A 22,966-nucleotide genomic window follows, 5' to 3' on the forward strand; every position below is an offset into this window, starting at 1 on the left:
CTGTATCGCAAGGTCACTGTCGCGCCGGCTGTACCTGCGATCGGAGGAATTGTTCGTGGGTCTGTCGGATGGCGCTATGTTGAGCGATGCCGACATCGCGGCGCTGGTGAGGGACTTCTACACCGTCACCCTCAAGCGCGACGGCGATCAGCGCCTCATGGCCGACATGCCCGATGCTTTCCGTGCCGAGCGGGCTGAGCATTACCGCGATCTGGCCGACCGTACGCGGGAGGACCTGGCGAGCAACGCGTTCGGGTCGGTCCGGCAGATCACCTCCGTAATACTCGCTCGGCGCTACGGCGTCGATGCGACGTTCGACAAGCTCAACATCCGCAAGGTCAGCCAGGCGATGCTGCGTGCCGGCATCGAGATCGCCGAGACGCTGAAGGCGAGGGCGGAAGGGAACTTCGACTACGAACCGCGGGACAAGCTGCTGGCGAGCGCCCTCCTCAATGACGGGGCCACACCAACGCCCCCGCCGGCCCCGATCGTAGAACCCGAGGTGGCCACAGGACCCCTCTTTGCGGCGGCGGCCGAGGCGTTCCGAGAGGACCAGCTTCGGCGCAAGGTGTGGGAGCGGCAGACGGCGCTACAGGCTCGCAAGTCATACGAACTGCTCGTCGAGCATTTCGGCAATCGCCCCGTCGCCAGCTTCACCAAGCCCGAGGCGGCGTCGTTCAAGGCGCTGCTCGAAGACCTCCCGGCCAACTACGGCAAGGCGGCCGAATTTCGCGGGATGACCGCAAGCGACATCGTCTCCGCCACCAAGGATCGCGACATCGAGCGCCTATCGTCGCGTACCGTTCAACGGCACTTCCACGCCTTGTCGTCGCTGTGGGAAACGGCGGTCGAGCGCGGTCACGCGCCGGCAAACATCTTCAACGGCTGGAGGTTCGCCGCCGCGAAACGTGCGCGCGATCAGCGGGTAATGTGGACCAGCGACGAGCTGCGGACGCTATTCGCGAGCCCGGTATGGGCAGGGTGCCAGTCGCCGAGCCGCCGGTCCAAGCCGGGCGACGTGATCATCCGCGACGAGAAGTTCTGGCTGCCGCTGATCGCCGTGTTCTCCGGCCTGCGTCAGGAGGAGATTTGCCAGTTGCGCCTAGCCGACCTGCGGGAAGTGGATGGCGTTCTGGTGTTCGACGTCAACGCGCGCGACGGCCAGCAGCTCAAGAATGCAAATGCAACCCGCCTCGTCCCCATGCACGACGAGTTGGTCAGGTTGGGGCTGTTGGCATACGTCGCGTCAACGCGGCGTGAGGGTCAAACCATGCTGTTCCCGCAGTTCCGACCAGGAGGGGCGGACGACCGGCTCGGACATAACTACTCCAAGTGGTTCACGCGCTATCGGCAGGATACCGGTCTGTATGCGGTCAAGCGCGACTTTCACTCCTTCCGCCATAGTGTGACGACATTCATGGCGCGCGCCGGTGTGCCCAGGACAACGATAGACGAAGTGATCGGACATTCGACGCCTGGCGAGAATGCCCGCTACAATAAGGGATTGACGACGCGGAACCTGAAGGAGGCCATGGATCGCTGGGCTGTCGGTGTCGACCTCAGCGACCTCTACCCGAAATAGCGCCAAACGCTGGCGCATGTGCGGGCCGAAACTGTAGACAGCTAGGTCCGAACGGCGCACAAATCTCTGGCGCCGCCGCCCTTACCCCTACCTTCCCCTCTCTACCCTTACCTATACCTTCACCTATACGACCACCTTCCCTGCCTCCCTTTGGGGGAAGGTTTGTAGAATGAAGTTTATTGATATGTCTTTCGCAACGGTTCGTCAGGGAGATGCTCCCTTGATGATCGAGGCTATCAATACCCTGTTGAGGCGAGGCGTGGATGTGCGCCGCCCCGAGGGCAACCCGCACCATCTCAAGGTATCGTCGTCTGTGAGCTACTATCCGACCACGGGGCGAATCGTACCGGACGGAAGACACGCTTTGCCGCAGCGTGGTCTGGTCGCCCTGACCCAAGTCCTGTCTGACGGCCTTGATCGGCCGATCATGTAAACAAGTCCCGCCGATCGACGAATCCTCCATGCCCGCGCTGCTGCGGGGAAAAGCGAGGAGGGTTCATGGTACCCGTACACGGCCGGCCCGGCGGCCAGCTTCCCATCATTCCGGTCGCGCTGCTCAAGAAGCATCACGTTCACGAAAAGTACGACACCCGGTTCCGCAGCTGCGCGCGCCTCCTGCAATCGCTGTGGCGCGAGCGGCAGGGGCTCCCGATCGGCGTTCATCGCGACCGCGAGGGCCGCAAGCGTCGGCTCGGGTCGATGCTGTCCACGCAGGCGACGGATACCGGCCGCAACTTCATGAACCCGGCGGTCGCGCATCTGGTTCGTCGCGAGGTGGCGTACCAGGAGGCCGGCGCGCTGATCGATCGCCAGCGCCTCTATGGCAACCTTCTTTCGTCCATGCCGCTTGCGTTTAACGCCTTCGCGCCGCTGGCCTTCGACAAGGCGCTCGCAGCGAAGGTCATGCGGTCCCTGCTCCCCGACCGCGACATCGCAATCGTTCGTCAGGTCCGCTTCGAGCACTCCCCCGGCCGGCGGGACCCCGCCCTGACCGGCGACCGCAGCGCCTTCGACGTAGCGCTGTTCTACGAGCGCAGTGACGGCGGCCCCGGCTTCGTAGGTATCGAGGTCAAATATTCCGAGGGCATGACCGAACCCGCGCCGTCCGCCCTGAACGAGCGTTACGAGGTGCTGGCCCCGGCGTCCGGCCTGTTCAAGGAACCGCTGCACGCGGCGTTGCGGGTCAATCCGTTGCAGCAGGTCTTCCGCGAACATCTCTTGGCGCAGGCGATGCTGATGCGCGGGGATGTCGCGGAGGCGACGTTCGTCTTCCTCGCGCCCAGGCACAACCACCTCGTGCAGCAGGCGGCGTCGCTCTACACGTCGTTCCTGACGCCGTGTGACGACACGCAGGCGAGGTTTGCGAACGTCCATCTGGAACAGTTCGTCGATGCGCTCGGTTGGGCCGGGGCAGGGGACGAGGCGCTCAGCCTTCATGACCGCTACCTCGATTGGCGTCAGGTCGATCAGGTGGTCGAAGATGCGCTGCTTCGTTCGGGGCAGGGATGGGACCCCATCGTCCCCGCCAGCCGCCCGCTGCGCTTGATCGGGCAGGCGGCGTGATGCGCCGCGGTACGTTCCTGCCGCGGCGGACGCTGGCGCGCCTGCTCGCCAACGGACGCCGATCGGCGACCGGGGTGCGGACCGACCCACCGCCGGTGGTGAAGCTGTTCACCCCCGACGCCGGCGCCACATGGCTGCTTGCCGAGGTCGACCCGCGCGATCCCGATCGTGCGTTCGGCCTATGCGATCTGGGCGTCGGTGAGCCCGAGCTTGGCTATGTCAGCTTGGCCGAGCTGGCGGGTGTGCGTGGTCGCTTGGGGCTGCCCATCGAGATCGACCGGTGGTTCGTCCCCGACAAGCCGCTGTCCGGCTTCACCGACGCCGCCCGTGCCGCCCGCAGGATCATCGCATGATCCCGCTTGCGTTCGCGGCGGTCCGTCCCTTATCGTTCGCTCGCTTCCGCGACACTCGGAAGCGGGGCGTGAGAACCTCTTTGTGCAGCACCCTGGTCGGTTTCTTGGCCGGGTGGCATGCGCGCATGTCCAGCCGGCTCGCCGGTAAAGGCGCATGCGCGCTGAGCTGTGCCAGTGTTCTCAACATCCGGCTTCGGCCGTCGCCCCGACTGGACACAGGGGGACGGCAGATGCGGTTGTCAAGATTTGTAGTGGCGCTGGGAGCGTTCGCTTTCACTACGCCCTCAACCACCCCGGCGGCGGCGCCAGCACGCGGGCGGCCAGATCAGGCGTCGGTGACGCCGCCGAGCAGCTTCCTTGGTGGATGGCTCCAGGTGGACCGCTTCCCCCTGGGCTTCAAGCTAAGCACCCTGGTTGCCCGGATGCAGGAGAACCACACCGCGATCAGGTGGCAGAAGGGCAGCCTTGGCTGGATCATGCGGGCGACGAGCTTCAATCAGCTTACCCAGCAGAAGCACAACCTCGGGTTCATCTTCACGGAGATGGAGCCGGGGTCCGGTTCGATCGGTGAGATCGGGGGTCGACAGCTGCTGTTGGCGGGTGCGTTGGTCGACGGACAGGAGTTCGTCGGCCGTCCCTTGGCGGCGTTCGCCAACATGACGTTCCAGGGCCTCATCGGCAAGGATATGGACCCTGCCGCGGGGTATCCCTCGCGGGAGGCCTACAAGGCCGACTGCCCAAACCGGGTCGCGAAGAAGAAAGCAGAGACAGCCGCGCAGGTCGCGGAGTGGAAGCGTACCGGCAAGTACGTCCCCGGTTGGCTGGATAACGGTCCCGACAACCGCTTCGACCTCCGCGGTAACATCTTCGAGGACTGCCAGCAGAGATAGCCAGAGCGTTTCCTAGCGCGCGCAGAACCCGTCCGGGGCGAATGCTCCATCACCGCACCTTCCCGCTCCCCATCGAGAGGACGCATCATGCGCTTCATCGTCGACCTATACCGTATCCTGATCTTGTTGATCCTCGCCATCGCGCTGGTGCTCGGCTCCTGGTTGGGCATCTCGCTGATCGGCGGCCCGCTCGCGAGCGATCCGCTGCGGCTCTATTACGCGACGCTACTGGTCGGCGGCTTCATCGTTATCGTCCTTGGTCTCGGCATTACCGCGACGTTTATCTCGATCCATGACCGCATCGCAGACATCGCGTCACAAAGCGAACGCGCCGCGGATGTACTTGCGCAGGGGAGTGCGCGATGAACCGGCGACATATCCAGACGGGGCTGCTGTTTGTCGCGGTCTGCGTCATCATCGGCTTGGGCCTCGCATTGTTCACGATGTCGCGAGGGTCGACCGATACCGGCAACAGCACGGCGATGATCGATAATACCGCGGGGTTCATCGACAACACGACCGATGCGGCCGACGTGAAGCAGACCGCCACCGATTTCCTGGTCACGGATGGGTTGCGCCGCCACCCCCCGACCTGGGAGAACGTTGGCGAGGGGCCGACAGGCACCGTGTTCTGCTCGACCGACAAGGCTCATATCACCAATGGTTCAAGCCGCCGATTAAACCTTAAGGTGGCAGTTAAGGACGGCGACGAGACCACCCCGTTGGGGTCGCTGGCCGCAGGCCAGACGCTGGCGTTCGATGCCGGTGATCCCGCCGTGTGGATCATTGCCGATGCCGATAATGACGCGGCGCTGTTCCAGTACGAGGTGAACGACTGCCGGAAGGGGCAAGCGGAACCGGCGGCGGCAGCAGCGACGCCGGCCGCCGAAACGCAGATCGCCGACGACGGCTATAGACCGGGACGTTGCCGCCTCGTCGTCGGAGGTCAGATCATCATCGACGGCACTTGCTCCTACCAGGACGACGGCCATGGCAACGTCGACACGATGAGCAAAAGCGACGGCAGCGGCTACCGCGCGATGATCCAGCAAGATGGACCCGATGCAAAGGGTTATTGGAGCAGCCGGCGCGGCAGCAACCGGGCGTTCGATGAGCTAGGCGTGATGGTCCAGTCTGGACCTTGCTGGAAGAACGACGCCGCCGAGATTTGCGTCCGGCCGGCGTGACCATGTCGAGACACGAGCCGGCATCGTTGGTCGTTCCTCCAGCCTCGCCGAGCGTCGGCATCTTCTGGTTCGTGCCAGACGGCGGGGTATCACGGCTCCTGTGCGATCTCACCCCGCTAGGTCAGGCTGAACCGTACGGTGACATGCTGACCCATGATCGTGGGCATGCCGAGTTCTGGGACTATCTCATCGGCCTCGGAGCTGCCCGCCTGCGGGCCGCGGGCATCCCGATGATCCCGCTCACCGCAGAATACGAGGAATACCCGCGGGGGCGCGTCGTCTACGATCGGAGGCAGGCTCTCTTCGTGGCGTATGCCGATCGCCGCGTTCAGTCAGCCGCCTTCCGAACCCGCGTTGTCGCTGAGTTCGAATTGGAGGGACGTCGCATCGTCTGGAAGATGGACAGCCATTATGATCGCAGTCGAGGCATACCATCGCGTCAGGGGGGCTGACGGTCGCCGGCATGCCCACCCGATCCGCGATGACGCCCCGACTGCGCCGTTGCGACCAAAAATCCGTGCACAGACAGTCACTTATATGCCTGTCCCGCAAAGCTAGCTTGGAAATCGCTAATGTGCGACGAAACGAAGCATCAGAAATCGAGGTCTCGTAGCTGGTCACGCAGTTCGGCGGATCGTTCCCGGGCCAGGCGATTGGAGAGCAGGGCACCTGAGAGCAGATCCTCCCAATGCGCAGGTTGTCGAAAGCCTGCCTTCATCTGCCGGAGATGGCATAGGTTCTGGGATGCCCCTGTCATCCGCCTGATCGGCAGAGGGCTCGAATGCTGACGCCGGGTCACACCGATGAGGTCGAGCACGTTGGCTGCCTGACCGTGGCGATCACGCGTGATTGCGGGCGCCATCGTCTTCAAGATATATAGGACTAGCTTCGCTTGAAGGGCGATCTGCATCTCCTCGGTCTTGCCCCCAAGCGGGCGGAATCGAACGGCATCAGGAGACGCACCGAGTCCGTCGTACCTGTCCGCCACCCATTGAGACAACCAGCCGGCGATCTCACCCAAAATGCCCCGATGGACCGCGATCAGCTCATGGACATGCCAGCCGTGGTTAGTGCAGCTCTCGTGCGCATATACGTAGAAGTGCTCCATCTCGCATCCCAATGCCCGCCCGGCACCGTCGATCTTTCTCGCGAGGAACACGTTCATGCTCGTGAGGGCTGCCTTGGCGGACGGTTCGTCGGGCATCCCGAGCTGCGCGAAATTGAGGGTGATATGGCCGTTCAGCAGCAGGCCATGCTGGTCGTTCAGGAATGCGACGCTGTCGAGAAGGCGAGAGCCGCTTTTGAATGGGATTTGGGTCATCGGTAGCCTCATCAGAGGCCCGCGACATGCGAAGCCCCTAATAGCGCGAGATTATTACGTCTTTTACACTTCCCGCCGCTCGATCGAGCGATACTCTAGGCTTCGCCCCGAGCTGTGAGTCGTCTCGGCAGGTGGGTTTGATACGTCCTATCGCCGGCCAAGGGGGTCTTCAGCTAGCGCGCTTTCAGGTCGGTGCCTACGGACGACCGCTGGGTTTCTCTTAGTTCGGACTGTGCCCTGCCAGCCGCGAGATGCCCCTTCGGCTGGACTGGGCAAACCGCTACCGCTACACGCCGGAACGAAGGGTGAGCAAACGATGGCGCGGACCGAACGAGAACGTAGCGCCGGGGAGACGATTGAGCCCGCCTTCATGTGGCGCATTCCGGGCGATGCGCGGCGAGCGAGCCTGGCGGTCACGCGCGCTGACATCATCATCACGTCGCCGCCCTACTGGAAAAAGCGAGACTACGGCGTTGAGGGCCAGATCGGCCAGGAGCCGACGCCGCAAGAGTTTGTGGCGATGATCATCTCCTGCCTTGATGACTGGCGGCGGATCATCCCCTCGTGGGGATCGATCTTTGTCAATATCGGCGACACTTACAGCGCAAAATCACTGGCAGGCGTGCCAGCTCGGCTCGAAGTCGCCGCGCGCGATGCCGGCTGGATCGTTCGGAACCGGATTATTTGGGCCAAAGAGTCCGGCATGCCTGAACCCGCTCAGAACCGGCTAGCCTCGCGTTACGAGTACATCTTCCACTTCTGCCCGACCCACGACTACTACTACGATATGTTCGGCTATTCAGAGAAATACGGGAACGGCACTAATCCGGGCGACGTGTGGAAGATCGGCCTTCGCCGCGACGTCAGCCGCCACCTCGCACCATTCCCACCCGAGCTAGTCGAGCGGCTGATCGACCTGGCGTGCCCGAGCCTTGTATGCAGCACCTGCGGCAAGCCGCGCGAGCGGATCGTGGAGCGGACCCACGAACTCGACATGTCGCGGCCGCAAGCCCGACGCGCAGTTGAACTTGCCCGACAGCATAAGCTGACACCCGCCCATTTCGACGCGATCCGGGCAACCGGCATTTCGGATGCCGGCAAGGCCCTCCACGTCCAGACCGGCACCGGCCGCAACTCGGCTGCCGTGAAGGCGCTCGCCGCCGAGGCGAAGACAGCCCTCAAAGGCTACTTTCGCGAGTTCACCTTTACCAAGAAGCGGACTGCCGGCTGGACAAGTTGTGGCTGCAACGCCGCTTTTCGGCCGGGGATCGTCCTCGATCCTTTCATGGGAACCGGCACCACGCTCCGAACGGCTTGCGCCATGCAGCGGAGCGGCGTCGGCATCGACCTTGCCCTGCTCACAGAATCACGCGTGGAGATCGTGCCTGATGGCGACGGCTGAACCCATTTATCTGCCGACGCTGCCGCGGGTGCGGCAGGCGATGGCCACGCTGATCGGTCTGGGCGCGCACCGCAGCGTCGCCGGTTATCTCGCGGTGCTGAACGAAGCCGCGACGGCGCAGCGTGAAGACAAACTCCGGCCCGATTTCCGCGCCTTCTTCGATCGCTTCTTCCGCATCGGCGATCCGCCGCAGAAGAAGCCCTACGCCGTGCCGCTTACGACGAACCCGAATTCGATCCTCTTCAATGCCAACGTGGCGGGATCATATGCGCCGAGTTCAATCCGGCCGGTCAGTCCTTTGTACAACGTGCTCACGATTGAAGGCGGCGGCACGCAGGCCGTCTTTACCCTCCGCGAACACCACGCCGAACTCGCCCGGCAGACGATGCTGCCGGAGGCGCTGCCGCTCTACGCCTTTGCCACGTTCTTCTACCGCGATTTTGGCTTCGATAGCCTGCCGACCCGCGCGGTGATCGAGCAGGCGGTCAGCCGCGACTTCTGCTTCGCACTCGGCGGCGAGCCCTACGGGCACGGGCTGTTCGCTGACGATTTCGCAACCTTCTCGGCGGCCGACTACGAGCAGATCGAGATTGCCGCATGATCCGCAGCGACAAGGCGCGCCAGCTGACAGCCGAGCAGCTCGGGTTGGTCCTGGAGGATGCCGCCGCACCGGTGCCGCCGCCGGCCGCAAGTTCCGACGATGCAGCTTTGTCCGCCGACGATGCCGAGCTTGTGGCCGTTCAAAACGCGATAGCGGACGGGTACGCGGGCGCCATCCTGAGCGGGGTGCCAGGCACCGGCAAGAGCCGCAAAGCCGCGCTGATTGCGGCGGCGCTGACTGGCGGCGATCCCGGTCGCACGCCGTTCGTGCAGTTCCATTCTTCCTACCAGTACGAGGACTTCATCGAAGGCTATGTCCCGGAGGGTCAGGGATTCACGCGGCAGCTCAAAGTATTTGGGCAGCTCTGCCTCGATGCTAGCGAGACCACCGGTCTCTACGTGATGGTCATCGACGAGATCAGTCGCGCCGATGTCGCCCGCGTTTTCGGCGAGGCTCTGACCTATATCGAACGCAGCAAGCGCAACCGGCAGTTCAAGCTTGCCTCCGGCACCGACCTCAGCGTCCCGGACAATATCTTCATCCTCGCCACCATGAACCCGTGGGATCGCGGCGTCGACGACTTGGATGCGGCGCTCGAACGCCGCTTCGCCTTCATCACAATGCCGCCCTCCGAGACGGCCTTGCGCGCGCTCCTAACGGAAAACGGGCTCGAACCGGCCCTGGTCGAGCGGGCTGCCATCTTCTTTCGCGCCTTGCAGGCGCACCAAAACGACCGCTGCCACCTCGGCCACGGCTTCTTCGTGCACGCGCACGATCTCGCCAGCTTGGCGCGCCTCTGGGACTTGCAGCTTGCCTACGTGCTGCGCCGCGCCTGCCGGGACAATGACGCCGCCTTCGCGCAGCTGGCGCAGCAGTGGGAGGCGGTGATCGCGCCGCCGCCGGCCGGCGGCGCGCAGCAGTCGTAACACGGACGCATGACGCTCATCATCAAGGCGCGCGAGCATAAGCCGGTCGTCGTTCCGGCCGAGCTGATCCTGCAAGATCGCAGACTTGACCTGTTTCCGGACCTTAAGGGCGAGAAGCTGTTTCGGATCAGGCTGCGCGCCGACGTGCTCGAGGTCCAGCCGACCGGTTACATCGGCTTTATCCCATTAAATAACCGCGTCGCGATCGAGGTTGCCCCGCGTATGCCGGTCGCGAACGTCGAATATCTGATGGCGCGTAGTAAAAGGGGCCCGGCCGAAACGCTGCCTTACCTGCATTCCTTCGGGGCGGGTGCCGTCAATGCCGCGCCCTTCATGCAATTGCTGGCCACCCGCTACGCGACATTGCTGGACGAGCTGCGGTACGAGGGCGTCTATAAGACTTACGCCCGACGCTGCTATGTCAGCGCCAGTCCGAGCGGGCGGCTGCTACCCCTTCAGACGGCCCTCCGCAGTCGGACGGCACAGCGGGCTACCGCCGTCTATGAGCGCTTCGACCGCACGATCGACAATCCGCCCAACCGCGTAATCCTCACGGCAGGACGGCGATTGCTGCGCGGCGCGCTCTTCGGCGGCGGCGGCGAGCCGAAGCTGGCGCGCTTCATCGAGCGCGGCTTAGAGCTCCTAGATGGCGTTCCAGACGACCCCGAGCCTGAGGTGCCGTCGATTGCCGGGCTTCCAGAACAACGGCCGATGTTACGGCAGCTGGTGGCGCTGTCCGCCGTCATCCTGCGCGAAGAGGGTATCCGCCTCCGCGGCGAAGGCCTGCTGCGGCTGCCGTCTTTCCTTATCAAGATGGAGGATGTATTCGAGGACTACACACGGATTGTGCTGCAAGAGAGTGTCGAATTCATCGGTGTAGACGTTTACGACGGAAACAAGCAGCCACCGGCAGGCGCGGCGAAATTGCTGTTCACCGATCCAGGCGTTTTCGGCAACCGCGACACAACGCCCGACATTGTCATCAGCCGCAACGGCGCTCCGATCGGCATTGTGGAGGTTAAATACAAGCCGTGCGAGACTGCACCCGAACGCGACAATCTCAACCAGCTGCTGACCTATGCGATCACCTACGGCGTAAAGATTGCGGTTTTACTGTATCCGGCGATGGACAAACAGCAGACTGGCGTTGAGCGCCTGGGCGCCGTGCAGGGCATCGATTGCTACCGGGCGCTGATTGACCTCTCAAACGTACAGATTGAAGTTGAGGAAGCAGCATTGAGCGCCGCGCTTGGAGCGTTGTTCGCCGCAAATGCCGCTGCCTAACACTTTGGTTGAGCAAGCTACATCGCCAATTGGCTCTACGTGCTAAAGGGCGACAGCCGCGCGATCTTCACGGTCGCCAACCACGCGCAGGCGGCGGATTGTCCGGCAGCATTGCAGCATCACCCTCAGACTGATGCGGCGATCATCGTCTTGAACGTTGATACGCTCGGCATCGGCTTAATGCGATGGATCGCGCGATGGCAATTCGCGCACAGGATCGCCAGCCGCTCTAGCTTGGTCATGCGCGGTCCACCCTTGATCGCGTCCTCGTGGTGTACTTCGCAATAAGGCATGCCATACCGTGTTGCCGCGTCGAAGCCGCAAGCCTGGCAAGATTGATCACCGCCGGCTGCCGCAATTTTCATGTCGCGCAGGTTCGCGTCACGCTCGCGGCGAAGATGTTTGACCAACTTTGCGTCTCCCTCGGCTATTTCGATGTCGGCGCTATCAGACCAGCTTGCCGGGCATGGCGCGTATTTGCCATCTTCCTCCATCCACTCCAGTCCGACGAGCACGTCTCGTTTGCGGTCACTGAATGTTAGCCGCAGCAAGTCCGGGTAGATGTCGTTCGCCTCGTTCTCAGCTTGATGCGCGTGACCGTAATCAAGGTAGGCCTTTTCACCGTCGAGACGCAGGCTGCATACCGCCACCACCGACGCCCCCCGGGGCGGCCAAGATAAGTGCGACAGCTTCGCCTGATTTGACCCCTTAAACCATGATAGTGGCAGATCATCGCGCCAGCCTTTCGCGGCGGCATTGTGCCAGGTGATCGAGATCATTGGCGACTCCTCAAATTTCTGTGCTGGGTTCGCCGACCTGTCGCGCGAGGTCTTGGCAGTCTCAGCGCCCTTGCCGCACGCTCTACTCAGAATGGCGCCGACAGCGCCACGCGTTCACTCTTTTTCGTGCGATCTGCCGAAGTATGACCGAGGCGAACTTCTCACATGGATCGCATCCCGGAGGCGTGAATGAAGCGCTGGGTCTCGCCGACACCGAGGGTTGACTGACACTTCAAATGCGCCGCTCTCCCGGACAACGGGTCTGCTCGGGCTCTTCCTCCCAGAACCAGCCCTGCGCTTCCCACTTAGCGCGTGTCCAGTCGTGCTTCAGGATATGTGCCGCAAGATTGACGATTCGCTCCCGCCGGTCGTCGGTCCGGTTCTCTTCGCGGCTTAGGTCTCGAACCAGCGCCACGAGTTCTGCGTCGTCCTTCTTAGGGTCTTCGTCGGGATTCATTCGCAAAGCGATCTCTGCCCATATCCGGCGCGCATCCTTCTCGTTCTCGATGTTGACGGCTTCGGAGATCAATAGCCGGACGGCCCCGCGCCACTCCGCACGCTGCTTGATCACATTCTCTTCAGCCAGCCGCCATCGATTGGTGATGAGGACTCCGGCTAGAGTGATTCCCGCGGCGATCACGCCGCCGAGCAAACCTGCAAGCAGCGTCGCGGTCACGCGTTGTTCACTGGACCGCTGCCGGACCCATCTCTTGTCCGCTCCTGATCCCCTTTGGCATAGCTCGACGTATGCGCCTTATGGTCGCGCTTCATCCACTTCATCTGTTCGTGCAGCTCCTCGTTCTCCCGGCGCATCCGTAGAAACGCCAGGACACCGGCGAAAACCGCCATCGAGTAGACGGCTAGGCATGCAATGAGGATCAAAGAGCCGCTCAACGCGCCGACGCCGGTTGACTAGATGCCCGCGGCGTCGCCAGCGAACCGACATCCGTGCCACCAACGCAAGATGACGCGGTGTGCCGCATGTCGGCAAGCAGAAGTTGAGTTTCCGCCGGGGGCAGGGCGGGGTTTGTCTTCTCGTCCTCGAGAAACATCAGCGCGTTGGCGCAGGCCGCTTGCCTTTGCTCGAAAGCTAGGCGGCGCTGGGCGATGAGGATCTCGCCCGACTGTTTTGTCCCGTCTACCTCGATGCGCGCCATGGCCTCGGTGTGAGTGGCGTAAGCGACGTAGCCGGCGACCGGCGCGGTCGCTGCGGCCGAAATGAGGGCGGCGATGACAACATCGCCGAACAGCCTTCCCTTTGCCAGCACTCCCTCCCATGCCGCTGCCGGCTCTTGATGCCCATATCGCCTGGGATGTTAGCATATGCCAAGCACATTGATAGCTATAGGTCGGGCGCATCAAGCGAGCGCAGCCGTTGCGGTTGACGAAGATAATGCCGTCCAGAATGCCCTTTTGACAGGCGAAGACATACTGAGCGCGCCGCCCCGGTGTGATGAGCAGTTGACCGAACGCCCCAACCCACTGCTACAGAGACCTCATCGAGCGGCACAGCTCAACGGCCGAAAACGGCAGATTTGCTGGGGATGCAAAACGGGGAACAGGCTCCTGCCGCCCCAGCCAAGCAAACATATGCCGGCCGGATCCGACGCACCCGCGTTTCGGGGGCGCTTATCGGGACGCAGTGAGTGCGCTCAAGACTTGCGCCATCGGGCAGCCGAGCGCCGCGTCCGCGATGCAGGGCGTGGGAGAAGCGGCGCGGTCATAGATGTTGCTCCGGTTCAGGCCGGTGAGGTTGCGGATCTGGTCGAGCGTCGGGGCCCGGTAGCGGATGCGGATCCGGTGCTGTCCCGTGCGATCCGTCAGGCGCTCCAGGACGATCGCGCCGCCTGGGGCGGGATCGTCGGTCGCGAAGCCGGGGACGGACCAGTGGAGGTCGAACAGCGCGGCAAGGCTCGCGACATTGGTATCGTGGCCCGAGATGGCGACGATCGCGGGCGCGCCGGGCGCATCGCTGCGCAGCGCGTCGGCGATCAGCGGTGCCAGCCCGGCGCTGTTCCGCGCGGCGAGATAGGTGGGCCGGGCGAGCAACCGGAATTCCAGCGCGTGGAGGGCGGAAGCGCGCGTGATGTCGGCCGGCGTCGCCCGGCCCCAGCCGACCTCCGCCATCGGCTTGCCATCGGCATATTCCAGCAGGAGGATCTGCGCGGCGGTCGAGCCACGGTCGAGCGCGCCCTTCAATTTGGGACGGCTGGTGGCTGTCGCGGGGACGATCGCGGTCGGCGTCGTGGCGATGCCGCAACCGGTCTTCGCCGCGCCGCACAGGATGGCGTCGATCCGCTCCAGGATCGGCTTCACGCCCGCTTCGACGCCGGCAAGCCCCGCCGGCCCCACCGCGTCGCGCACGGCGGCGGCGGCGAGGGCGGGGTCGATCGGCGTGCCCCCTTCGCCCACCGGGGAAAAGCGCGCGTCGGGCACGTCCTGCGGCGCGTGTGCGATCGGCTGGGTGCAGGCGGGCGTCAGCGCCGTGACATAGGCGGCCGCGGTAGCGATCGTCCGCTCGTCGCTGTCGGCGATCACGCGCACTTGCCCCGCGCGCGGGCATCCGGTGGCGGGCAGCAGGCGCGCCGCGACGAAGGCCGAACGGTCATAGTCGCCTGCCAGCGCGATCGCCGCCGCGCCGTGCGGCGTGAGATAGCCCGGCTCGACCGGCCACGCCGGCCACGGATCGGCGGCCGTACCTGCGGGCAGCGGCACCGCCTTGGTGGGCGGCCGGACGCCGTGGCGCATCACCACCACGACCCGGTCTACCGTCCAGCCTTTGGGCAGTGCGGGCGACTGCGCATGGGCGAGGGAAACGCCGGCCAGGCCGAGCGCGAGAGCGGCAAGCGTCTTCATCATCCGATCCCTAGAAATGGAGCTGCGCGCCCCAGCGGAAGCTGTAGTCATAGCGTTCGCGCTCGACCAGTTGCGCCTTGGTGCCGATGTAGCGCCGCCAGGGTGCGTCGGTGATGTTCAGCGCCTGGCCGAAAAAGGTCAGTTGCGGCGTGACCTGATAGCTGACGTTCGCGTCGAGCTGGCCGTTCCTGTCGGTATATTGGTCCTGCGCGGCACTCGCGCCGAGCGCGTCGAGATAGGGCGAGCGATAGGAATAGGCGACGCGTAGCGCGAGGCCGTATTTCTCGTAGAAGATCTGCGCCGAGCCGACGTCGCTCGATTGCAGGAACAGCGGGATGCGACCCGTGCGCGGGGTGGCGCCGGGGATCGTGCCTTCGCCATGCCCCGCGATATGCGCATAGTTGACTGATACGCCGAAGCCGTCGAGCGCGCCGGGCAGGAAGGTCGCACGCACCGTCGCATTCGCTTCCACGCCCTTGATATAGGCGACGTCGAGGTTGCGCGGCTGCACGACGTCGATCGCGGTATAGGCCGTGCCGGCATAGGTGCCCGATGCCGCGATCTGCGTGCCGGTGTAGATCGGGTTGTCGATCTTTTTGTAGAACAGCCCCACCGACAACAGCCCTTGGCCAGGCAGATAATATTCCGCCGCGGCATCCAGGTTGACCGCTTTGTAGGGCGTGAGATCGGGGTTGCCGAGCGTGACGGTCGGGCGCGGCGAGGTTGTGGTATCGACCGACTGATAGGGCGACAGGTCCGGATAGTTCGGCCGGCCCAGCGACGTGGTCACTGCGGCGCGGAACACCAGATCGCGGCCCGCGTCATAGCGTGCGTTCAGCCCGGGGAAAATGTCGGTATAATCCTTGGCACCGAACGCGTTATAGGCCTCGTCAAGCGCGGATGTCGCAGCGATCAGCTTGGCCTTGGTCCGGTCGCGCGTGTGTTCGACACGCACGCCGGGCAGCAGGGTGAGGCCGCCGAACTTCAGCGTCGCGCTCGCATAGCCCGCAGCGATCGCCTCGTTCACGTCGTAATCGTTGGCAAGGCTGTTGGCGCGCGAGTTTGCCACGTTCAGCGTGACGGTGCCGGGATTGGCGGCGAGGAACGCCTGCGCGGTATCGTAGCCGATGCGCGGCCCGAACGCGTAACGCCCGTCATAGAAGGTCGTGTCGCCGAGATAGGAGACGTTCGCCAGCGTGAAGGTGCGGCCGGCAGTCAGGCCATAGGTCTGATAGTCGCGCGCATTGGTCTTCTCGCGCGCGAGATATTTCGCGCCGAACTTCAGCGTCGAATCGGTGCCGAGCGGGATCGGCAGCGTCAGGTCGGCGCGGCCCTGCCACAGCGTCTCGACTGCGAGACGCACGTCATAGGTCACGCTGTTGAAGCCATAGGCCGTCTGATTCTGGCCGGGTTGCACCGTGGGGATGAAATCATAGGGCGTGCCGGACACGTCGTAATTGACCGTCAGCGCGGTGCCGCTTGTGCGGAAATTATATTCCGAACGCAGCGGGTCGCGCTTCTGCGCCCGCGTCCAGCCGCCCGCCAGATCGAGATGCGCGGTGCCGAGGTCGAAGCCGCCGCCGCCCTGCACCGACTTGGTGTTGTCGTCCTCCTCGCGCCGGCGCACGCGCACGCTGCCGCGGCCGGTGAAGATGCCCGTGGTCGCGGTCTGGTTGCGAAAAGCCGACTGGTTGTCGATAATGAACTGGTCGCGCGTCTCGTTGTCGTCGTAGCGCGAGAAGGTGCCGCGCAGGAACAGCTTGGTGCGGTCGCTCGCATGCCAATCGAGGTTCAGCACCGCGCCCTCGCGAATCCGGGTCAGGTTATAGTCGCGCAGGCCGGCGCTGTCGGGCACGACATAGTTCTGGTTGGCCCCGGTGTTCGCCGCCGGCACGCGGTAGTTGGTCGAGCCCTGAAAATTCTCCGATTCGATCGGGCGCTGCGAATAGTTGAGCGAGAGCACCGCGCCGAACTGGCGGTTGGCGCCGAATTGCCCGCCGATCTGGGCATCGGCTTCATAGGGGTGGCCGCCATTGATGTGGTAGGCGCCATATTCGCCCCGCGCGTCCGCGAAGAAGGGCGTGTTGCGGTCGAAGGCGGTCAGCGTGCGGATGTTGACCTCGCCGCCGATGGCGTTCGCGTCCTGGTCCGCGGTCAGCGACTTGGTGACGATCACCGAACCGATCAGCGCCGAGGGAATGTCGTCGAGCTTGACCTGTCGGCCGTCGGGCTCCGGCGCGGGCAGCGTCAGTCCGTTCAGGACCACGTTGACGAGGTTTGGATTGACGCCGCGGATGATGACGTAGCGGCCTTCGCCCTGATCGTTTGCGACCGACAGGCCGGGGAGGCGGCGGACGGCCTCGGCCACATTCTGGTCGGGCAATTTGCCGACATCGTTGGCGTAGAGCGCTTCCACGAAATTGTTTGCCTGCCGCTTCGCCTCGATCGCCTTGCGCTCGCCGGCCGCGGTGCCGGTGACGACGATGTCGGGCATGGCGTCTGCGTCCGCGTCGCGAAGCGTGTCGGTCGGCACGTCGGATGCGGCGGCCGCGCCGACCTGGGCGTGGGCCGCGGTGGCGTTCGACACGATCGAAATGCCCGCCAGCAGGGCGGCTTGTAACCTGTGCGACATCGATGATCCCCCGATAATGCGCGGAGGCCTAGGGCGCGTCCGCGTAGGCGGGATGACGGAGCGATGACGTGGCCGTTACAACTATGGCGATCGTGCGATAGCGGTGATCGCGTCCATTCCGTCGGAGCTGGATCGCTCGGGCGCATGGCGAGCATTCGCAGGATTGTGCTCCGGTCCGGTGCTCCGCCCCGTCGATCAGCGCAATCGCGTGGTCCAAGCCGCGGACGAACGCAGCACGCCCAGCCGCCTCAATTCTTCCGCGCGATCATGACGCCGCCCAGGAAAATGGTGACCGCCCGACGGATGAGCCTGTGTAAATCGGCCTCATCCGGGGGCGGCGACAAGCCGAGCGCCGCTTCGCGCAGGGCGTCGCTCACGACCATGGACACCAACATCATCGCCGTTGCTTCGGCGTCGTCGATCGCCATCTGCCCGGCCGACGCATAGGCCGCAAGTTGATCGGCGAGCGGCCCGATCCCGTACGCCTTGATCGCTGCGTTATAGATGCGTGCCGTATCGGGAAACTGCGCGCCCTCGCTTATGAAGAGCCGATAGGACGTTATCCCTTCGTCCGAAAAGGCGAGCCGGCAGAACGCCTTCAGATATCCCGTCAGCCATGCTTCGGCCGGCGCGTCGGGGTCGGGTGCGCCGGCGACGGCGGCGAGATCTCCGGCGACGGAGCGCATCACCGCGAGCAGCAGCATCTCCTTGGATGCCACGTGGCGATAGACGGTCTTCTTCGACATCATCGCGGTCGCCGCGATCCGCCCCACATTGGCCTTGGCGAAACCATGCCTGCTGAACTCCGCCCGAGCACATTCGAGCAGGCGTTCCGGAAGCCGGTTGACGGGAAGCGCTTCGTCCATTGTCGATGAGGTACGCCGATCGGCATGAAGGGCAAACGAAAACCGGTGGGTTTCCATTGCGGCGCGGCGCCCTATATTCGGCGTCAGGACCAAAGGATGGACGATCGACGCACGCTGCCGGCTCCTGGCGCAGCGCTCGCGGGATCGGTGTCGCGTACCGGCACCGCAGCCCGACAGCCGGGCTCATGCGCAACTGCCGGGACATCCATCGCGAACTGGAGTTGCTGACCATGGCCACCATTCCGCAGCCCAAGGGCTATCCCCTGATCGGCAATATGGCCGAGATCGATCCCAACGCGCCCGTACAAAGCCTGATGCGCATGGCGCGTGCGCACGGCTCGCTGTTCCGTTTCGATGCGCTGGGACAGGGCATCGTCGTGGTGAGCAGTCAGGCTCTCATCGATGAGCTGTGCGATGAGACGCGCTTTCAGAAGGCGCTTCACCGGCCATTGCAGGAGGCGCGTTATGTCGCGGGGGACGGGCTGTTCACCGCCTATGACGAAGAGCCCAACTGGGGAAAGGCGCACCGCCTGCTGATGCCGGCCTTCGGACCCCTGGGGCTCCGCGCGATGTTCGACCGGATGGTCGACATCGCCGAACAGATGATGGTTCGGTGGGAGCGGTTCGGCGAAAACGCGACCATCGATGTCGCCGACAATATGACGCGATTGACGCTCGATACGATCGCGCTGTGCGCCTTCGATTATCGCTTCAACAGCTTATACCAGAACGAAATGCACCCCTTCGTCGCGGCGATGGTGGGTGGGCTAGACGAAACCGGACGACGGGCGCGGCTGCCTGCCGGCGCGGGCAAGCTAATGCTGCTTCGCAACCGCCGGTTCGAAGCTGATATCAAGGTGTTACGCGATGTTTCGAATCGTTTGATCGAGGAGCGCCTTCAAGACCCGCGCCTCGGCGAACGCGGCGATCTCCTCGACCGTATGCTGACCGCGAAGGACTCCGAAACGGGGTTGACGCTCAGTCGGGAGAATGTCGGCTACCAGATAATCACGTTTCTGGTCGCCGGCCACGAGACCACCAGCGGCATGCTCAGCTTCGCCACCTGGCTGCTCCTCACCCATCCGGAAGCGCTCGCCAAGGCAAGCGCGCATGCGACGCGGTGCTGGGGGGCGAGGCGCCCACGATCGACGATATCGGGCGGCTGACCTATCTGGAGCAGGTCCTGCAAGAGAGCTTGCGGCTCTGGCCCACCGCGCCCGCCTTTGCCGTCCATGCGCGCGAGACGACGACGATCGGCGGCCGCTACGAGGTCACGCCCGACGACCAGTTGCTGATCCTGACGCCGATCCTGCACAGGGATCCGGCCGTATGGGAAGAACCGGAGGCGTTTCGCCCCGAACGGTTCGATCGTGAAGCCGCCGCAAAACTGCCACCGAACGCCTGGAAGCCCTTTGGCAATGGTCAGCGTTCGTGCATCGGACGCGGCTTCGCCATGCAGGAGGCCGTCCTCGTCCTGGCGCTCATGCTGCAGCGTTTTGAGATCGGTCTTGCCGACCGCGACTACAAGCTGCTGGTGAAAGAGACGCTGACGCTGAAGCCGGCGAACCTGCATATCCATGCCCGCCGGCGGGATCTGCCGGCGAGGCAGCGGCGCAGCCAGGCGCCCAGCGCGCCGACGCGCCCGCTCCGCGCCCCGATTGACGCTGACGTCGGCGAAAACGGGCCGTTGCTGGTTCTTTATGGCAGCAATAGCGGCACCAGCGAGGCGCTCGCGCAGCGGATCGGCGCCGACGCCGCGGCCCAGGGCTATGCGCCGACGGTGGCCGCGCTGGACGACTATGCTGGCGGTCTCACCGATGGCATCCCCCTGATCGTCGTCACCGCCTCTTACGAAGGGCGTCCGCCCGACAATGCGGCGCGTTTCGTCGCGGCGGTGGAAAATCTGCCCCAAGGCGCGCTGGCAGACCGGCGTTATGCGGTATTCGGCTGTGGTAACCGCCAATGGGCCCGCACCTGGCAGGCGATCCCGAAGCGCGTAGATGCGGCGCTCGCCAAGGCTGGGGGCCAAGCGATCCTGCCGCGCGGGGAAGGCGACGCCGCCGGCGATTTGTTCGGCGCCTTCGAAAGCTGGTATGCCGATCTCTGGTCCGCGCTTGCGGCAACCGAGGGGCGCGAGGCGGCGACCCAAGCCGAGCCCCGGCTCGACGTGGAAGTGCGGCGCGGGACGCGCGAACGTGCGCTCAAGCTGGACGAGCTGAAACGCGGTAAGGTCGTGGTCAACCGCGAACTGGTCGATTTGCGCAAGCCCAAAGCCCGGTCGAAACGGCACATCGAGGTCGCGCTGCCCGAGGGCATGACCTACCGCGCCGGCGACTATCTCGCTGTACTACCGAGCAATCCGCCGGAGACGGTGCGGCGTGCGCTGGCTCGGTTCAACCTCGATCCGGACGCAGAACTGATCGTTCACGGCGCGCCCGGCGTGCCATCGGCCCTGCCGTTGGACCGTCCCGTCGCGGCCGAGACGCTGCTCAGTGACTATGTGGAACTCCAGCAGCCGGCAACACGCGGGCAGGTCGCGGCACTCGCCACCCTCATTCCTTGCCCGCCGGAGCGCAAGGAGGTGGAACGGCTGGCGCAAGAGGACGCCCATTCAACCGAGATCTTGGCACGCCGGGTGACGCTGCTCGACCTGCTCGAGCGCTTCACGTCGGCCGACATGGCCTTGGGCGCGTTCATCGCCGCGCTTCCGCCGATGCGGGCCCGCCAATATTCCATCGCTTCCTCACCGGGTGTCGATCCCGCACGGTGTGCGCTGACGGTGTCCGTGCTCGAGGCGCCCGCGCTTGGGGCCGATCATCTCCATCAGGGCGTCGCCTCCACCTTTCTCGCGCGGTTGCGGGAAGGCGATACGCTGGGGATCGCGGTGCGGCGGAGCCAGGCCGGGTTCTATTTGCCGACCGATCCGCTCACGCCCGTGATCATGGTCTGCGCCGGCAGCGGCATCGCCCCATTCCGCGGCTTTCTCCAGGAACGGGCCGTGATCCAGGCGGATGGCGAGCGACTGGGCCCTGCGCTGCTCTTCTTCGGCGTGCGCGATCCGGAGGTCGACTTCCTCTACCGGGACGAACTCGAGCACTGGCACGAGACCGGGGTGGTCAGCTTGCGGATGGCATTTTCGTCGACCCCCGACGATGGCATCGCGTATGTCCAGGACGCCATCTGGCGGGATCGAGCGGAGGTTGCCGCCTTGTTCCGCAAGGATGCGCGCGTGCTGCTTTGCGGCGATGGCGAGCGTATGGCGCCGGCGGTTCGCGACACCTTTGTTCGCATCTACGAAGCTGAAACGAAAGTAGATCATGCCGAGGCACTCGCATGGGCCGAGCAGATCGAGCAGGAGGGCGTGCGCTATGTGGCCGACATCTATGCTTGAGCCGTCCGCGGCGGCGGCCGAGGGATGGATCGATGGTGGCACAATTACGTAGCCGCCTTGCCCCCGAACATCAGCGCCCGGCAGGCCGGGAATGCCCCAGCCTTTGGCGGAGCGCTGCGCATTGATGACAGGGGCGGTGGGATCCCACTCGAAGTAGAGGTGATAGCCCTTACCCGTGTTGCCCCGCCGCGTTGTGGACAAGGCGATGTCACGACCGGCTTCAAATCTCGCCGGATCATCGACATCAGGATCCGAGAACTGGCGAACGGGGCGCGTCGGCGTGGGGGCTGGCGGGCGCGTTTGGCATTGCCGAGGCTCAGGTGGCGGCCATTTTGCCCGGCGAGAACGATCGGGCCTGACCGCTAGCGGCATCAAGGTGTCGTGAGCGGGTTTCCATGTTCCCGCTCACGACCCGTCTGCGTCGCCTTTCACTCCGCTCCAGATGCCGTTATGTCAGTTTTTTCATCATCGTGGTGGACCTGCGGGCCGCCTGCCGCGTCATCCATGGGAACCTGCTCAGGCGGGATAATTTGCTCTGCGCCGATCGCGGCCGGATCGATTTGCGGTTCTGGCTTGGCGTCATCGGTCATCGCGGCATTCCTTGGTCGGATTGATCTTCGGATCAGGCGAAATCGCCAAGTTGCGCAGCCGCTTCCTCGTCGCCGGGCTCTTCTTCGTCGGCGGGCTGCTCGACGGCATCTCCCTGTTCGCCCTCAGCATTGATGGCGCCCGTAAGCTCGCCATCGGCGGCGAGAGCGCCCTGATCGTTCGCAGTGTCTGAGAGTTTATCCTTGTCCGTCATCACCAGCTCCTGTGGTCGATACGTTACAAACGCCCCGCGATCGATTAAGGGCGCGGGCATTCACGCCACATATGGATGCTGTTCACGAACCCATTCACAGCGTGAGCGCAGCTTAGCGCCGATAGCCATCGTCGTACCCTCGGTCATGATGATGCCGATGATGATGGTCACCCCAGTGGCCGGGATGGTCGCGGCATGCCGCCAAGCTCGTTGCAGCGACTGCAAGTGCAGCGACGAGAGCTATAGGTTTCAGACGCATACCAAATTTCCTTCGTGTCATGTGCTGGATCATACAGTCACCGCGCCCGTTCGTTCCGCGTGCTGTAACCAAGCGCTACATGACCCCTGCCGTCCAATCGAATAATCGGCGTCTGATGGAGCACGGCAACTTCGCATGATCTACGTAGCGGCACGCGACTAGCGAGGCGCATACTGCAGGACCAGGTGGCGTAGGATGACGGCTGCGATTGCGCGTGCGGCGGTCGCCGTCGGCGCAGATGCGCCGGGCATGATGCACCTTAGTTCTGGGTT

Annotated in this window: 23 protein-coding genes and 1 pseudogene; 14 read left to right on the forward strand and 10 right to left on the reverse strand. The window is 64.3% G+C overall.

The window, feature by feature from the left end; genetic code table 11:
• The 8 genes from L8H00_RS07645 to L8H00_RS07680 all read left to right on the forward strand — a co-directional run.
• Positions 1–1,582: site-specific integrase (locus tag L8H00_RS07645; RefSeq protein WP_242096715.1), on the forward strand; the 1,582-nt coding region annotated here is incomplete at its 5' end.
• Between the two features lie 169 nt (positions 1,583–1,751).
• Positions 1,752–2,015: a hypothetical protein gene (locus tag L8H00_RS07650; RefSeq protein WP_242096716.1), complete on the forward strand. Its 264-nt coding sequence runs from the start codon at positions 1,752–1,754 to the stop codon at positions 2,013–2,015.
• Between the two features lie 65 nt (positions 2,016–2,080).
• Positions 2,081–3,145 carry a hypothetical protein gene (locus L8H00_RS07655; RefSeq protein ID WP_242096717.1) on the forward strand — a complete coding sequence of 355 codons (1,065 nt, stop codon included), beginning with the start codon at positions 2,081–2,083 and terminating at the stop codon, positions 3,143–3,145.
• Positions 3,145–3,498: a DUF2958 domain-containing protein gene (locus L8H00_RS07660; RefSeq protein ID WP_242096718.1), complete on the forward strand. Its 354-nt coding sequence runs from the start codon at positions 3,145–3,147 to the stop codon at positions 3,496–3,498. The genes L8H00_RS07655 and L8H00_RS07660 overlap by 1 nt, the downstream gene beginning before the upstream one ends.
• Positions 3,495–4,388, forward strand: a complete 894-nt coding sequence (locus L8H00_RS07665; protein ID WP_242096719.1) for a hypothetical protein — start codon at positions 3,495–3,497, stop codon at positions 4,386–4,388. The genes L8H00_RS07660 and L8H00_RS07665 overlap by 4 nt, the downstream gene beginning before the upstream one ends.
• Before the next feature lie 87 nt (positions 4,389–4,475).
• Positions 4,476–4,754 carry a hypothetical protein gene (locus tag L8H00_RS07670; RefSeq protein ID WP_242096720.1) on the forward strand — a complete coding sequence of 93 codons (279 nt, stop codon included), beginning with the start codon at positions 4,476–4,478 and terminating at the stop codon, positions 4,752–4,754.
• Positions 4,751–5,575 (forward strand): hypothetical protein, encoded by an 825-nt coding sequence (locus L8H00_RS07675; protein WP_242096721.1) that lies wholly within the window; start codon positions 4,751–4,753, stop codon positions 5,573–5,575. The genes L8H00_RS07670 and L8H00_RS07675 overlap by 4 nt, the downstream gene beginning before the upstream one ends.
• A gap of 143 nt (positions 5,576–5,718) precedes the next feature.
• Entirely contained in the window at positions 5,719–6,027 is a 309-nt protein-coding gene (locus tag L8H00_RS07680; RefSeq protein WP_242096722.1) for a hypothetical protein, read from the forward strand.
• Positions 6,028–6,167: 140 nt separating this feature from the next.
• Here the strand turns inward: L8H00_RS07680 and L8H00_RS07685 are convergent, their stop codons facing one another.
• A complete protein-coding gene (locus L8H00_RS07685) occupies positions 6,168–6,896 on the reverse strand; it encodes a hypothetical protein (protein WP_242096723.1) in 729 nt (242 codons plus the stop codon).
• A 316-nt stretch (positions 6,897–7,212) separates the two neighbouring features.
• On the opposite strand from L8H00_RS07685, the gene L8H00_RS07690 reads away from it, so the two are divergent.
• Genes L8H00_RS07690 through L8H00_RS07705 form a run of 4 tightly spaced genes read left to right on the forward strand, consistent with a single transcriptional unit; the run spans position 7,213 to position 11,109 of the window.
• Positions 7,213–8,298 carry a site-specific DNA-methyltransferase gene (locus L8H00_RS07690; protein ID WP_242096724.1) on the forward strand — a complete coding sequence of 362 codons (1,086 nt, stop codon included), beginning with the start codon at positions 7,213–7,215 and terminating at the stop codon, positions 8,296–8,298.
• Entirely contained in the window at positions 8,285–8,899 is a 615-nt protein-coding gene (locus tag L8H00_RS07695) for a hypothetical protein (protein WP_242096725.1), read from the forward strand. Before L8H00_RS07690 ends, L8H00_RS07695 begins: the two co-directional genes overlap by 14 nt.
• Positions 8,896–9,825: an AAA family ATPase gene (locus tag L8H00_RS07700; protein ID WP_242096726.1), complete on the forward strand. Its 930-nt coding sequence runs from the start codon at positions 8,896–8,898 to the stop codon at positions 9,823–9,825. The genes L8H00_RS07695 and L8H00_RS07700 overlap by 4 nt, the downstream gene beginning before the upstream one ends.
• A gap of 9 nt (positions 9,826–9,834) precedes the next feature.
• Entirely contained in the window at positions 9,835–11,109 is a 1,275-nt protein-coding gene (locus L8H00_RS07705) for an McrC family protein (RefSeq protein ID WP_242096727.1), read from the forward strand.
• Positions 11,110–11,234: 125 nt separating this feature from the next.
• Here L8H00_RS07705 and L8H00_RS07710 read toward each other — a convergent pair whose 3' ends face one another.
• The 7 genes from L8H00_RS07710 to L8H00_RS07740 form a co-directional block, all read right to left on the reverse strand.
• Positions 11,235–11,888 (reverse strand): HNH endonuclease, encoded by a 654-nt coding sequence (locus tag L8H00_RS07710; RefSeq protein ID WP_242096728.1) that lies wholly within the window; start codon positions 11,886–11,888, stop codon positions 11,235–11,237.
• Positions 11,889–12,120: 232 nt separating this feature from the next.
• On the reverse strand, positions 12,121–12,564 hold the full coding sequence (locus L8H00_RS07715; protein ID WP_242096729.1) for a hypothetical protein: 444 nt from the start codon (positions 12,562–12,564) through the stop codon (positions 12,121–12,123).
• Positions 12,561–12,737 carry a hypothetical protein gene (locus L8H00_RS07720; protein ID WP_242096730.1) on the reverse strand — a complete coding sequence of 59 codons (177 nt, stop codon included), beginning with the start codon at positions 12,735–12,737 and terminating at the stop codon, positions 12,561–12,563. The genes L8H00_RS07715 and L8H00_RS07720 overlap by 4 nt, the downstream gene beginning before the upstream one ends.
• Positions 12,738–12,778: 41 nt before the next feature.
• Complete coding sequence (locus L8H00_RS07725) at positions 12,779–13,156, reverse strand: hypothetical protein (protein WP_242096731.1); 378 nt, start codon at positions 13,154–13,156, stop codon at positions 12,779–12,781.
• Positions 13,157–13,517: 361 nt separating this feature from the next.
• A complete protein-coding gene (locus tag L8H00_RS07730) occupies positions 13,518–14,744 on the reverse strand; it encodes a histidine-type phosphatase (protein ID WP_242096732.1) in 1,227 nt (408 codons plus the stop codon).
• Between the two features lie 10 nt (positions 14,745–14,754).
• Complete coding sequence (locus L8H00_RS07735; RefSeq protein ID WP_242096733.1) at positions 14,755–17,376, reverse strand: TonB-dependent receptor; 2,622 nt, start codon at positions 17,374–17,376, stop codon at positions 14,755–14,757.
• A 248-nt stretch (positions 17,377–17,624) separates the two neighbouring features.
• Complete coding sequence (locus L8H00_RS07740) at positions 17,625–18,242, reverse strand: TetR/AcrR family transcriptional regulator (protein ID WP_242096734.1); 618 nt, start codon at positions 18,240–18,242, stop codon at positions 17,625–17,627.
• Between the two features lie 275 nt (positions 18,243–18,517).
• Between L8H00_RS07740 and L8H00_RS18955 the strand changes: the two are divergent.
• Positions 18,518–21,027 (forward strand): annotated as a pseudogene (locus tag L8H00_RS18955) (cytochrome P450); the annotation flags it as partial.
• Positions 21,028–21,183: 156 nt separating this feature from the next.
• The gene (locus L8H00_RS18960) at positions 21,184–21,633 is read left to right on the forward strand and encodes a hypothetical protein (RefSeq protein ID WP_242097047.1); all 450 of its coding nucleotides are present in this window, start codon (positions 21,184–21,186) and stop codon (positions 21,631–21,633) included.
• 428 nt (positions 21,634–22,061) lie between these two features.
• Here the strand turns inward: L8H00_RS18960 and L8H00_RS07755 are convergent, their stop codons facing one another.
• Both L8H00_RS07755 and L8H00_RS07760 read right to left on the reverse strand, forming a co-directional pair.
• Positions 22,062–22,223: a hypothetical protein gene (locus tag L8H00_RS07755; RefSeq protein WP_242096735.1), complete on the reverse strand. Its 162-nt coding sequence runs from the start codon at positions 22,221–22,223 to the stop codon at positions 22,062–22,064.
• 32 nt (positions 22,224–22,255) lie between these two features.
• Positions 22,256–22,435: a hypothetical protein gene (locus L8H00_RS07760; RefSeq protein WP_242096736.1), complete on the reverse strand. Its 180-nt coding sequence runs from the start codon at positions 22,433–22,435 to the stop codon at positions 22,256–22,258.
• Positions 22,436–22,966: the final 531 nt, after the last annotated feature.

The organism is Sphingomonas sp. CROZ-RG-20F-R02-07 (genome assembly GCF_022662335.1).
Classification (GTDB): Bacteria; Pseudomonadota; Alphaproteobacteria; order Sphingomonadales; family Sphingomonadaceae; genus Sphingomonas.

Excerpts from the sequence above, each read along its gene's own strand:
- L8H00_RS07650 (WP_242096716.1), top strand. The coding sequence starts at position 1,752 with ATGAAGTTTATTGATATGTCTTTCGCAACGGTTCGTCAGGGAGATGCT.
- L8H00_RS07655 (WP_242096717.1), top strand. The coding sequence starts at position 2,081 with ATGGTACCCGTACACGGCCGGCCCGGCGGCCAGCTTCCCATCATTCCG.
- L8H00_RS07660 (WP_242096718.1), top strand. The coding sequence starts at position 3,145 with ATGCGCCGCGGTACGTTCCTGCCGCGGCGGACGCTGGCGCGCCTGCTC.
- L8H00_RS07665 (WP_242096719.1), top strand. The coding sequence starts at position 3,495 with ATGATCCCGCTTGCGTTCGCGGCGGTCCGTCCCTTATCGTTCGCTCGC.
- L8H00_RS07670 (WP_242096720.1), top strand. The coding sequence starts at position 4,476 with ATGCGCTTCATCGTCGACCTATACCGTATCCTGATCTTGTTGATCCTC.
- L8H00_RS07675 (WP_242096721.1), top strand. The coding sequence starts at position 4,751 with ATGAACCGGCGACATATCCAGACGGGGCTGCTGTTTGTCGCGGTCTGC.
- L8H00_RS07680 (WP_242096722.1), top strand. The coding sequence starts at position 5,719 with ATGCTGACCCATGATCGTGGGCATGCCGAGTTCTGGGACTATCTCATC.
- L8H00_RS07685 (WP_242096723.1), bottom strand. The coding sequence starts at position 6,896 with ATGACCCAAATCCCATTCAAAAGCGGCTCTCGCCTTCTCGACAGCGTC.
- L8H00_RS07690 (WP_242096724.1), top strand. The coding sequence starts at position 7,213 with ATGGCGCGGACCGAACGAGAACGTAGCGCCGGGGAGACGATTGAGCCC.
- L8H00_RS07695 (WP_242096725.1), top strand. The coding sequence starts at position 8,285 with ATGGCGACGGCTGAACCCATTTATCTGCCGACGCTGCCGCGGGTGCGG.
- L8H00_RS07700 (WP_242096726.1), top strand. The coding sequence starts at position 8,896 with ATGATCCGCAGCGACAAGGCGCGCCAGCTGACAGCCGAGCAGCTCGGG.
- L8H00_RS07705 (WP_242096727.1), top strand. The coding sequence starts at position 9,835 with ATGACGCTCATCATCAAGGCGCGCGAGCATAAGCCGGTCGTCGTTCCG.
- L8H00_RS07710 (WP_242096728.1), bottom strand. The coding sequence starts at position 11,888 with ATGATCTCGATCACCTGGCACAATGCCGCCGCGAAAGGCTGGCGCGAT.
- L8H00_RS07720 (WP_242096730.1), bottom strand. The coding sequence starts at position 12,737 with ATGGCGGTTTTCGCCGGTGTCCTGGCGTTTCTACGGATGCGCCGGGAG.
- L8H00_RS07730 (WP_242096732.1), bottom strand. The coding sequence starts at position 14,744 with ATGAAGACGCTTGCCGCTCTCGCGCTCGGCCTGGCCGGCGTTTCCCTC.
- L8H00_RS07735 (WP_242096733.1), bottom strand. The coding sequence starts at position 17,376 with ATGTCGCACAGGTTACAAGCCGCCCTGCTGGCGGGCATTTCGATCGTG.
- L8H00_RS07740 (WP_242096734.1), bottom strand. The coding sequence starts at position 18,242 with ATGGACGAAGCGCTTCCCGTCAACCGGCTTCCGGAACGCCTGCTCGAA.
- L8H00_RS18960 (WP_242097047.1), top strand. The coding sequence starts at position 21,184 with ATGGTCTGCGCCGGCAGCGGCATCGCCCCATTCCGCGGCTTTCTCCAG.
- L8H00_RS07755 (WP_242096735.1), bottom strand. The coding sequence starts at position 22,223 with ATGACCGATGACGCCAAGCCAGAACCGCAAATCGATCCGGCCGCGATC.
- L8H00_RS07760 (WP_242096736.1), bottom strand. The coding sequence starts at position 22,435 with ATGACGGACAAGGATAAACTCTCAGACACTGCGAACGATCAGGGCGCT.